Annotated in this window: 10 protein-coding genes; 6 read left to right on the top strand and 4 right to left on the bottom strand. The window is 67.7% G+C overall.

Going from position 1 to position 10988, the window contains the following annotated elements:
• Positions 1–184: 184 nt before the first annotated feature.
• A complete protein-coding gene (locus CXY91_RS13100; RefSeq protein WP_100961833.1) occupies positions 185–1033 on the bottom strand; it encodes a patatin-like phospholipase family protein in 849 nt (282 codons plus the stop codon).
• On the bottom strand, positions 1033–1509 hold the full coding sequence (locus tag CXY91_RS13095) for a MarR family winged helix-turn-helix transcriptional regulator (protein WP_091837611.1): 477 nt from the start codon (positions 1507–1509) through the stop codon (positions 1033–1035). The genes CXY91_RS13100 and CXY91_RS13095 overlap by 1 nt, the downstream gene beginning before the upstream one ends.
• A 117-nt stretch (positions 1510–1626) precedes the next feature.
• Here CXY91_RS13095 and CXY91_RS13090 point away from each other — a divergent pair, with 117 nt between their 5' ends.
• The 3 genes from CXY91_RS13090 (at position 1627) to CXY91_RS13080 (ending at position 4971) form a co-directional block, all read left to right on the top strand.
• Positions 1627–3249, top strand: a complete 1623-nt coding sequence (locus tag CXY91_RS13090) for a long-chain-fatty-acid--CoA ligase (protein WP_100961832.1) — start codon at positions 1627–1629, stop codon at positions 3247–3249.
• A 99-nt stretch (positions 3250–3348) separates the two neighbouring features.
• Entirely contained in the window at positions 3349–4098 is a 750-nt protein-coding gene (locus CXY91_RS13085) for an SDR family NAD(P)-dependent oxidoreductase (protein WP_100961831.1), read from the top strand.
• Positions 4099–4185: 87 nt separating this feature from the next.
• On the top strand, positions 4186–4971 hold the full coding sequence (locus CXY91_RS13080; RefSeq protein ID WP_100961830.1) for a bestrophin-like domain: 786 nt from the start codon (positions 4186–4188) through the stop codon (positions 4969–4971).
• Between the two features lie 506 nt (positions 4972–5477).
• On the opposite strand, the gene CXY91_RS13075 is transcribed toward CXY91_RS13080, so the two are convergent.
• Complete coding sequence (locus CXY91_RS13075; RefSeq protein WP_248307476.1) at positions 5478–6188, bottom strand: alpha/beta fold hydrolase; 711 nt, start codon at positions 6186–6188, stop codon at positions 5478–5480.
• Positions 6189–6306: 118 nt separating this feature from the next.
• Complete coding sequence (locus CXY91_RS13070) at positions 6307–7173, bottom strand: LysR substrate-binding domain-containing protein (RefSeq protein WP_100961828.1); 867 nt, start codon at positions 7171–7173, stop codon at positions 6307–6309.
• Between the two features lie 284 nt (positions 7174–7457).
• Here CXY91_RS13070 and ilvD point away from each other — a divergent pair, with 284 nt between their 5' ends.
• From ilvD to CXY91_RS30920, 3 genes are all read left to right on the top strand, one after another.
• A complete protein-coding gene (ilvD, locus tag CXY91_RS13065) occupies positions 7458–9299 on the top strand; it encodes a dihydroxy-acid dehydratase (RefSeq protein WP_100961827.1) in 1842 nt (613 codons plus the stop codon).
• Between the two features lie 28 nt (positions 9300–9327).
• Complete coding sequence (locus CXY91_RS13060; protein ID WP_100961826.1) at positions 9328–10218, top strand: DMT family transporter; 891 nt, start codon at positions 9328–9330, stop codon at positions 10216–10218.
• A 102-nt stretch (positions 10219–10320) separates the two neighbouring features.
• Positions 10321–10988: caspase family protein (locus CXY91_RS30920; RefSeq protein ID WP_248307459.1), on the top strand; the 668-nt coding region annotated here is incomplete at its 3' end.

The raw sequence follows: 10988 nt of genomic DNA, 5'->3' as shown, positions 1-10988 counted from the left end.
CGGGATCCCCTCTCCCGGATGGGAGAGGGGTAGGGGTGAGGGACCGCCGCTGATTATTTGAACGCAACGGTCGCCGCGGCGATTTCTGCGGATAGGACAGTCCCTCATCCCTGCCCTTCTCCCACACGGGAGAAGGGTTCCCCGCGCCTTGTCTGCCGGCAGCGCCTAACGACCAAACCGGAAACTACCCAGCCTTCCGCCGCTCCATCGCCCTCAGAAACGCCTCGCCGTCCTTCACCCCGAGCTCATAGGCGAATCGGATGCCCTCCCAGTTGCGGATGGTGAACTGGCTGACCGGGATCACCTGCGATGGGCGAACATAGGTGCGGTTCTTAACCTGCGGCACCTGGGTGAAGGGGCGCGTCAGCAATACCAAAGTCTGTTCGCCGGCCGCCTCCATCTCGGCGAGCGCCCAGGCCGGGGCGCTGTCGACCAGGCCGCCGTCGAGCGCGGCGCGGGCGCCGATATTGCCGGCCGGCATGAACGGCGGCACCGCTGCGCTCGCCATCAGCGCGTCGACCAGCTGTTCGGGATCGGCGCAGTCGGCGATGCGGATCAGATCGGGCCGGAAGCCGAGCTTGCGCCCGACCGTCGGATGGACCGGCCGGCGGAAGCGCTTCTCGAGCTGGTAGGCGCCGATGCCGATCGTGGTGATGACCGGCAGCGGCCAGAAGCGCGGCGGCCGCGAGATCGCGATCAGGAAATCGGCCTGGGCCGTCAGCGCGGCCAGCCGCTCCGGCGTGAACAGGCTCGCAAGCATGCTGCGATACATCTCCGCCACCGGGAAGAGCCGGCCGCCACGGCGGAAGGCGGCCCAGTCGACCTCGGAGGTGCGGCCGGTGCAGGCCTCGCGCAACATCTCGCGCACGGTCGGGCCCAGCCCAAGCGCATTGTAGAGCATCGCCCCGGCGCCGGCGCTGGCGCCGACGATGCGGCGCGGCTTCAGGCCGATCTCAGGCGCGACGGTCTCGTAGAAGCCGCCCTGCCAATAGCAGCGATTGCCGCCGCCGGCATAAGCCAGGCCGGCGAACATCAGGGCGCGTCAATGGCGCGGGCGCGCTCGCGCCAGGCCAGGACCAGCCGGTCGAGCTCGGCGAGGTCGTCATGCGGGAGCTTGCCGAGCGTCTGGGCGACATAATCGCGCTGCGTCGTCATGCCGGCCTCGGCGAGGCGCCGGCCCTCCGGTGTCAGGTGCATGGCATAGGAGCGCCGGTCGCCGACGATGGCGCGGCGCTCGACGAGGCCGGCCTGCACCAGCCGGTCGACCAGTCCGGAGACATTGCCCTTGGTGACGTAGAGCCGCTCGGCGAGCTCGCTCTGGCTGATGCCCTCGCGCTCGGTCAGGGTCGAGAGCAGGTCGAATTGCGGGATGGAGAGACCGAGCTCGCGGATGCGCGCGGTCATCTGGCCGAGCATGCGCTGATGCAGGCGCATGAAGCGGAACCAGACGCGGTCCGGCTCGATGGGTTCCGGGGCGGGGATTGGGCGCGGCACTGACAAGGCGTTCATCCCTAGATCGTTTACTTGTAAACTAACTCATCTCCTAGCGGGAGGCGAGGGCTTTCGCCGCGAGCCGTCCGCTGGCTATGCTGCCAAAAAGCGAAGCAAGACGACAGGGAGAAACGCATGCTCGGGCTGATGCAGAATTGGCCGCTGCTGATCCACCGGATCATCGATCACGCGGCGATCCAGCACGGCACGCGCCAAGTCGTCTCCCGCAGCGTCGAAGGGCCGATCCGGCGCACGACCTATGCCGATATCCGCCAGAGCGCGCTCAGGATCGGCAAGAGGCTGACGCAGGAAGGCATCCGCCTCGGCGACCGCGTCGCGACGCTCGCCTGGAATACAGACCGGCATCTGGCACTCTGGTACGGCATCAGCGGCATGGGCGCGATCACCCACACCGTCAATCCGCGGCTTTTCCCCGAGCAGATCGCCCAGCTGATCGATCATGCCGAGGATCGGCTGCTCTTCCTCGACCTGACCTTCGTGCCGCTGATGGAAGGCCTGCAGGACAAGCTGCCGACCGTCGAGCGCTACATCGTCCTGACCGATGCCGCGCATATGCCGCAGACCTCGCTCCGGAACGCCGTTCCTTACGAGGACTGGCTTGCCGAGGTCGACGACGATTTTGCCTGGGCCACGTTCGACGAGAACACCGCGGCCGGGCTCTGCTACACCTCGGGCACGACCGGCGGGCCCAAGGGCGTGCTCTATTCGCATCGCTCCAACGTGCTGCACGCCATGGGCTGCGCCCAGCCGGACTATATGGGCCTGTCGGCACGCACCGTCGTCCTGCCGGTGGTGCCGCTCTTCCACGCCAACAGCTGGTCGCTCGCCTTCTCGGCGCCGATGACCGGGGCGAAGCTGGTGATGCCTGGCATGAAGCTCGATGGGGCCTCACTGCTGGAATTGCTCAACGATGAAAAGGTGACGCTGACCGCGGCGGTGCCGACGGTGTGGCTCGGCCTGCTGCAGCATCTGGAAGCGACCGGCGGCAAGCTCGACACGCTGAAGCGCGTGGTGATCGGCGGCTCGGCCTGTCCGCGGGCGATGACCGAGGCCTTCGAAAAGACATACGGCGTCACCGTCGACCATGCCTGGGGCATGACCGAGATGAGCCCGATCGGCTCGTTCTGCTCGATCAAGCCGGTCTATGACGGGCTTGAGGGCGATGCGCTCTACGACCTCAAGGTCAAGCAGGGCCATCCGCAGTTCGGCGTCGAGTTCCGCCTGACCGACGATGACGGCACCGACCTGCCCTGGGACGGCAAGACCTTTGGACGCCTGAAGGTGCGGGGACCCGCTGTCGCGGGCGCCTACTACAAGCACGATCAGCCGATCCTCGACGAGCAGGGCTTCTTCGACACCGGCGATGTCGCGACGATCGATCCGCACGGCTACATGCAGGTCACCGACCGTTCCAAGGACGTGATCAAGTCCGGCGGCGAGTGGATCTCGTCGATCGAGTTGGAAAACCTCGCCATCGGCCATCCCGACGTGGCGGAAGCCGCGGTGATCGGCGTCGCCCATCCGAAATGGGACGAGCGCCCGCTCCTCGTGATCGTGCCCAAGCCCGGCAAGACGCCCGGCCGCGAGGAGATGCTCGCCTTCATGACCGGCAAAGTCGCCAAATGGTGGCTGCCCGACGATGTCGTGCTGGTCGAAGCGATCCCGCATACCGCGACGGGCAAGATCCAGAAGACGGCGCTGCGGGAGATGTTCAAGGAGTATCGGCTGCCGGGGTGAGGGGAGGCCTGCCATGCGCGGGCAGCGGGCGGCGGCCCTTGCGGCGAAGCCTCGCGCCGCAGCTATATAGGCCGGACATAGCAGCAAGGACTCGTCCGCATGGCCAAAGACTTCGCCGGCAAGCGCGTAATCGTCATGGGGGGCAGCCGCGGCATCGGACGCGCGATTGCGCTGGGCTTCGCCGCACAGGGTGCTTCGGTCTCGATCTGCGCGCGCAATCCGGGGCCGCTCGAAGCGGCGCGGCGGGAGATCGCGGCGCTCGGCGTGACCGCGCATGGCTCAAGCGTCGATCTTGCCGACGCCAAGGCGATCGAGGCCTATGTGCCGCAGGCAGTAGCCGCGCTCGGAGGCCTGGATGTGCTCGTCAACAACGCCTCCGGCTTCGGCCATACGGATGACGAGGAGGGCTGGGCCGCCTCGCTCAACGTCGACATGATGGCGATCGTCCGTGGCAGCCATGCGGCGGTCCCGCACATGAAGCCGGGTTCGTCGATCGTGAACATCTCCTCGATCTCGGCGCTGCGGGCCTCCTCCCGCTCGGCTCCCTATGGCGCGATCAAGGCGGCCGTAATGCACTACACGGCGAGCCAGGCGAAGATGCTGGCCAAGCAGGGCATCCGGGTGAACGGGGTCGCGCCAGGCTCGATCGAGTTCCCCGGCGGGACGTGGGAAGACCGGAAGACCTCGAACCCCGCGCTCTATCAGACGACCCTGGCCAGCATCCCCTTCGGCCGGATGGGCAGGCCGGAGGAGGTCGCCGAGGTCGTCCTCTTCCTCGCTTCCGACAAGGCCGGCTGGGTCACCGCCCAGACCATCGTCGTCGATGGCGGGCAGCTCGTCGGGCCCTGATCCGGGCAAAGGCAATGAACGGCTTAGGCAAGGCGAGGCTCATATCGACCGGGCGTCCCGATCCATAGGCCGAGCCAGGGAGATCGCATGGAACTCCTCTTGGTCCTCGCATTTCTGGCGCTGTTCAGTCTGAGCGCGCTGGCAGGCATCGCCTTGCGCAAGCGCCTGCACGAGCGTCACCTGACCAGCGAGAACATGGATTCGATCAGGCTGGTGACCGGCCTGATGGTCACCTTCGCGGCGCTGATCCTCTCCCTGCAATTGTCGACGGCGCGGAGTCGCTTCGACGTGACGAGCAGTCACCGCTCTGCCTATGCGGCTCGGCTCGCCAATCTCGATCAGTGCCTGCGCCTGTTCAAGGAGGCCGCCGATCCGATCAGGCTGAAGCTTCGGCGGTACACGGCTGCAGTGATCGCGAGCACCTGGCCGCACGAGGCGGCGCCGACGGTCGCGGGCATGCCGGACATTGCGGGCATGGCTCTTCGCGGCGAGGACCGGACGCTGTCGCGCTTGATCAGCGAGATCGGGGCAGAGGTGGACGCGCTTCCGACCACAGGCCTCGAGAACACCGCGACGCGCTGCCGTGCAGCCTTTGCGCAGGTTTCGTCCGCCAGATGGAACGTCATCGAGGATGCGATCGCCCCATCCGGCGACTTCTTCATCGGCATATTGAGCTTCTGGCTCAGCCTGGTCTTCCTGAGCTTCGGCCTGCAGATCCCGCGGCGCGCTCTCAGCGCCATCGTGCTGGCGATCGGGGTGCTCTCCGTCTCCAGCATCATGTTCGTGATCGTCGACCTCAGCCTCCCCTATCAGGGCGTGTTCCACGTCCCCAGCACTGCGATGCGCGAGGCACTTGCGGACATGATGCGATAGGGCGACCTCTTCGGCACGACCACGGCCCCGCCGGCTTCCGCCGCGAGGGTTTGAAAGACGAGCGCAAGCCCGAGGGAAGCGCGGGGTCCGGTTGCGGCAGCGTTCCGCCGCCATGTCGAATGTCGATGTCGAAGTGTCGAGACGGCAGACGCTCACCGCCTCCGAACCCCGCGCGCGATTCTCTTCAAGGTGCCGCACCGGGCCTTCAGGTCGGGCAGGACCTGGCTTCGCCCGGACGAGGCCCCTCCGCCATTCCAGCCCGCGACGGCTGTTCAAAGCGGACACCGCTCTCCCGCCCGGCCGCACGATGCCTCGCGACAGCCCCCTTGGTCGGACGGGACGGGGGGAAGAATACGACAGGTTTCAGGGGCGGGGATTGATCGGGAAATTGTCCCCGCGACCTCTCCCTTCTCCCCTCGGGGGGAGAAGGTGGCAGCGCGAAGCGCTGTCGGATGAGGGCCGTCATGCAGGGCACGCGGCGAGCGCCTCGCCCGGTCGTCCCGCCCTCATTCCCCTGCCGGGACCTTCTCCCCCGTGGGGAGAAGGAGGCTTAAAAACCCCGCGATCGCCTCAACCAGCACATCTTCCGCCTCACGATGCGGGACATGGCCGATCCCCGGCAGGATCAGCGCCTCGCCGCGTCCTTCGGCGATACGCTGCGGATGGCGGGCCGAGCCGTATTCGTCCAGCTCGCCATGAACGGCGAGGACGGGGCAGCGCACCCCGGCCAGCGGCTGGTCGATCGTCCAGCTCGCGAAGGCGGGCGATAGCCAGGTCTCTATCCAGGCGTCGATCACCCAGCGCGTCTTGTCGCCGTGATAGCGCGCCAGCCGCGCGATGTTGCCGGGGCCCTCAAGGTCGCGCTGCGCCACGCTGATACCTTCCAGCGTCCGGTCCTCGACAAAGGCTTGCGCGGCAATCGTGACGAGTGCCCGGCAACGCCCCGGCCACTGTGCCGCGGTCTCCACCGCCATGCCGCCGCCGACGCTGTGGCCGCAGGCGATGAAGTCGCCGATGCCGAGCCGGTCGCAAAGCTGCGGGACGGTGCTGCGCCCTTCCTCGCCGACGAAGTCGATGCCGAGCCTGCCGGGATGCGGATCAGAACGGCCGAAGCCGAGGCGGTCATAGGCGACGATGCGTCGACCGGTTGCGGCCGCGAGCTTCTCCGGGAAGCTGCGCCAGAGCTCGACGCAGCCGAGCGAGTCGTGAAGGAGCAGGATCGGCGCATGTCGGCCGGTCTCAGGGTCGGATGGGATCTAGCTGCGTGCGAACAGCTGGTGGTCGCCGAGCTGGAGGAAGACGTCGTGCTCCTCGATGGTCTTCATGCCGGCAAGCTCATCCGCTCTGGTCCTTCAACGCCTCGGCCAGGAAGCCTGCCAGCGCTCGCACCGCCGGCGTCGGCCGACCCGGAGCCAGATGCAAGGCGATCTCCGAGGCGGGCAGGGGAGGCAGGCCATCGGCCTCGCCGAGCAGGCGCAGCCCTTCGCGTGCCGTGCCGGCCTTGACCACGGTCAGCGCCGCGCCAGCGGCGGCGACCGCCTCGACCGCGCCGATGCTGGAGGAGGAGAACAGGATGCGCCAGGGCCGGCCGGCCTCGTTCAGCGCCGCGAGCGCCCATTCGCGATACATGTTCGGCGCTTTCAGGAGCGCCAAAGGGAGCGGCCCTGCAGGAGGGAAGTCGTGCCGATCGGACCAGGCCCAGGCGGTGCGTTCGCTGCGCAGCACCTCGCCGCTGCCGTCGCCCGCCTTCTGCGTCGCCAAGACGAGGTCGAAGGCCTCGCCGAGGCTGCCGATCAGGTCGCGGGTGAAGCCGGTGGTGACCTCGAGCTCGACTTCGGGATGCGAGCGGGCGAAACGGGCGAGCGTCTCGGGCAGCACGATGGTGGCATAGTCGTCCATCACCGCGAGCCGGACGCGGCCGGAGACGTTTCGTGCCCGAACGACGTCGAGCGCTTCGTCATGCAGCGCGACGATGCGGCGGGCGTAACCGAGGAAATCCTCGCCGGCGCGCGTCAGGAGGACTTCCTGCGGCGAGCGCTGCAGCAGGGTCTGGCCGGCGATCTCCTCGAGCTTGCGCACCTGCGTCGAGATCGTCGACTGCGTGCGGGCGAGCGCGGCGGCGGCGCGGGTGAAGGAGCGCAGTTCCGCGATGGTGACGAAGGAACGCAGCAGGTCGATGTCGATATTGCGCAGTGCCGTCACTTGCCTGCTCCGACGAGACAGTCTCCTCCCGGGTCATCCCGGGCGTAGCGAAGCGCAGGCCCGGGATCCATTCCGGAACGGTTCAGGCATGGATCCCGGATCGGCGCGGCTTCGCCGCTTGTCCGGGATGACTCGGATGAAAGGGATATGGCAACCCCTCTCGCGCCCGCAGCATGGACGGCGCCGATCATCCAAATCGAATAATTCAATTTTGGCTGGCCGGGCACGCCCGCTAGCTATAGGGCGAGCCCTTCTGTTCGGACGTAGCGTCAACGAGGTCAAGCATGCCGAGGCTGAGATCCGCCACCACCACCCATGGCCGCAACATGGCCGGCGCCCGCGGCCTCTGGCGCGCCACCGGCATGAAGGATTCGGACTTCGGCAAGCCGATCATCGCGGTGGTGAACTCCTTCACCCAGTTCGTGCCGGGCCATGTCCACCTCAAGGACCTCGGCCAGCTCGTCGCGCGCGAGATCGAGAAGGCCGGCGGCGTCGCCAAGGAATTCAACACCATCGCGGTCGATGACGGCATCGCCATGGGCCATGACGGCATGCTCTATTCGCTGCCCTCGCGCGAGCTGATCGCCGACAGCGTCGAATACATGGTCAACGCCCATTGCGCCGATGCGATGGTCTGCATCTCCAATTGCGACAAGATCACGCCCGGCATGCTGATGGCGGCGATGCGCCTGAACATCCCGGTCGTCTTCGTCTCGGGCGGGCCGATGGAGGCCGGCAAATACATCGCCGAGGGCGTGCTGAAGAAGGTCGACCTCGTCGACGCCATGGTCGCTGCCGCCGACAGCAAATACTCGGACAGCGAAGTCGAGGTGATCGAGCGCTCGGCCTGCCCGACCTGCGGCTCCTGCTCGGGCATGTTCACCGCCAATTCGATGAACTGCCTGACCGAGGCGCTCGGCCTGGCGCTGCCCGGCAACGGCTCGACGCTGGCCACCCATGCCGATCGCAAGCGCCTCTTCGTCGAGGCCGGGCACCTGATCGTCGACATCGCCAAGCGCTATTACGAGCAGGACGACGAGAGCGTGCTGCCGCGCAATGTCGCGAGCTTCAAGGCCTTCGAGAACGCGATGACGCTCGATATCTCGATGGGCGGCTCGACCAACACCGTGCTGCATCTGCTCGCGGCGGCGCATGAGGCGCAGATCGACTTCACCATGGCCGATATCGACCGGCTGTCGCGCAATGTGCCGGTGCTGTGCAAGGTCGCCCCGGCCGTCGCCAATGTGCACATGGAGGACGTCCACCGCGCCGGCGGCATCATGGCGATCCTCGGCGAACTCGACCGGGCCGGGTTGCTCGACACCTCGCTGCCGACCGTCCACAGCGCCACGCTGGGCGAGGCGCTGGAGCGCTGGGATATCCGGCAGACGCAGAGCGAGGCGGTGCGCTCCTTCTACAGCGCCGCGCCCGGCGGCGTGCCGACGCAGACCGCCTTCAGCCAGGACCGGCGCTATGAGGAGCTCGACCTCGACCGCGAAAAGGGCGTGATCCGCGAGAAGGCGCATGCGCATTCGCAGGATGGCGGCCTCGCCGTGCTCTACGGCAATATCGCGCTGGACGGCTGCATCGTGAAGACCGCCGGCGTCGACGCCTCGATCCTGACCTTCTCGGGCACGGCGGTGATCTTCGAGAGCCAGGACGCGGCGGTCGAGGGCATCTTGAACCGCAAGGTCAAGGAAGGCGACATCGTCCTGATCCGCTATGAGGGGCCACGCGGCGGGCCGGGCATGCAGGAGATGCTCTATCCGACGAGCTATCTGAAGTCGAAGGGTCTCGGAAAGGCCTGCGCGCTGGTCACCGACGGGCGCTTCTCCGGCGGCTCCTCGGGCCTGTCGATCGGCCATGTCTCGCCCGAGGCGGCCGAGGGCGGCGCGATCGGCCTGGTCGAGAGCGGCGACGTGATCGAGATCGACATCCCCAGGCGCAGCATCGTCCTCAAGGTCTCCGACGAGGAGCTGGCGCATCGCCGCGCCGCGATGGAGGCCAGGGGCAAGGACGCCTGGAAGCCGGTGGCGCCGCGCAAGCGCAAGGTCTCGACCGCGCTGAAAGCCTATGCGGCGCTGGCGACCAGCGCGGCGAAGGGGGCGGTGCGGGCGATCGACTGACGCGACCCGAGCCAGCGGAGGCCCCGGCATGAGCGAGCTGTGGGGGGTGGTGGCCGCGGCGGCGTCGAGCGCGCTTGGAGGAACCTCCATCGCCGCGACCCGCTATCTCGTCGGCCATCTCGATCCCCTCGCGATCGGCTCCTTCCGCTTCGGCATCGGCTGCCTGCTGCTCGCCCCGGTCGCCCTGCTCGGCGACCGGCGCTGGCCCGAGCGCGGCGACTGGCTCCAGACCGCCGGGCTCGGGCTGCTCTTCTTCGCGCTCTTCCCCATCCTCTTCAACGCCTCGCTGATCCATACGAGCAGCGCGCGCGGGGCGCTGGCGCTCTCGACCTTGCCGCTTTTGTCGCTGGTCGTCGGCGCGGCGCTCGGGCGCGAGCGTTTGACAGCGCGCAAGACCGCCGGCGTGCTGATAGCGATGGCCGGCGTCGGCTTCGCGCTGCTCTCGGGCCTTGGCCATGCGCCGCCGCAGGCCTGGCGCGGCGACCTGCTGATGATCGCGGCGGCGCTGTGCATGGCGCTCTACGGCATCTGGTCGAAGCCGGTGATCGGCCGCTGCGGGCCGATTCCGTTCACGACGGTGGCGATGGCGGTCGGCGCTGCGGCGCTGATCCTGATCTCGCTGCTGCGCGGCAGCTTCGATGCGGTGGCGCAGTTCGCCGTTCCGCAATGGTCCGCGGCGCTTTATCTCGGCGTGATCGGCGCTGCGCTGACCTTCTATCTCTGGGCTTTCGCCCTGGGGAAGGCGTCGCCGACCAGCGTTGCGGTCACCGTCACGGTCAACCCCGTCACGGCGTCGCTGGTGGCCGCCGTGTTGCTGAACGAGCCGATCGGCTGGAATCTCGTCATCGGGATCGTCGTCGTCGGGATCGGCATCTGGCTTGCGACGACGGATGGACAAGGCGTTCGCGCGAGCGGCTAGGCTTGCCCGGCGTCACATCTTCGCCACGGATCGTCCGGACAAAAGCCGCATCGACAAATCGACGCGCCAGCGCGGCACTGCGCTGGCGCTGGGATTCTGGAGGTGGCCTTGCCGGCGTTCCTGATCGTAGCCCTGCTTTGGCTCGGGCTCCTCTCGCCTTCGATCGCGCAGGCGCCGCCGGTCACCCTTTCGGACAACGCCGACTCGATCGCGGTGGTGGTCGGCAACAAGACCTACAAGCAGACCGGCACGGTCGACTTCGCCCATAACGATGCCGAGGCGATCAGGACCTACCTCACCGGCACGCTCGGCTTTCGCGAGCAGAACGTCTTCCTCATGAAGGATGCGACGCTCGGCGAACTCACCCAGATGTTCGGCAGCGAGGCCAATCCGCAGGGCGGCAAGCTCTGGCGCAGCGCGGTCGAAGGGCGTTCCAACGTCTTCGTCTATTATTCCGGCCATGGCGTGCCTGATCTCGCCACCCGCCAGCCCTTCCTGTTGCCGCAGGACGGCAATCCCAATGCCAGCGAGAGCGGCTACGCGCTGCAGACGCTCTACCGCAACCTCGAGCTGGTCAGGCAGAAGATCGGAGCGCAGCGGCAGCTGATCGTGATGATCGACGCCTGCTTCACCGGCGAGACCGGGCGCAAGGGCGAGAGCCTGCTCGCGGTCTCGGCGCCTGGGTTCACGCCCGCAAAACCGCGCACCGATGGTGGCATCGTCAAGCTGGTCGCGACCTCCGGCGCGACCCCGGCGAACTGGGACGAGAG

The organism is Allobosea sp. FBZP-16 (assembly GCF_002831785.1).
Lineage (GTDB): Bacteria > Pseudomonadota > Alphaproteobacteria > Rhizobiales > Beijerinckiaceae > Allobosea > Allobosea lupini.
This window is presented reverse-complemented; position numbering and strand designations above follow the sequence as displayed.

Excerpts from the sequence above, each read along its gene's own strand:
- CXY91_RS13100 (WP_100961833.1), bottom strand. The coding sequence starts at position 1,033 with ATGTTCGCCGGCCTGGCTTATGCCGGCGGCGGCAATCGCTGCTATTGG.
- CXY91_RS13095 (WP_091837611.1), bottom strand. The coding sequence starts at position 1,509 with ATGAACGCCTTGTCAGTGCCGCGCCCAATCCCCGCCCCGGAACCCATC.
- CXY91_RS13090 (WP_100961832.1), top strand. The coding sequence starts at position 1,627 with ATGCTCGGGCTGATGCAGAATTGGCCGCTGCTGATCCACCGGATCATC.
- CXY91_RS13085 (WP_100961831.1), top strand. The coding sequence starts at position 3,349 with ATGGCCAAAGACTTCGCCGGCAAGCGCGTAATCGTCATGGGGGGCAGC.
- CXY91_RS13080 (WP_100961830.1), top strand. The coding sequence starts at position 4,186 with ATGGAACTCCTCTTGGTCCTCGCATTTCTGGCGCTGTTCAGTCTGAGC.
- ilvD (WP_100961827.1), top strand. The coding sequence starts at position 7,458 with ATGCCGAGGCTGAGATCCGCCACCACCACCCATGGCCGCAACATGGCC.
- CXY91_RS13060 (WP_100961826.1), top strand. The coding sequence starts at position 9,328 with ATGAGCGAGCTGTGGGGGGTGGTGGCCGCGGCGGCGTCGAGCGCGCTT.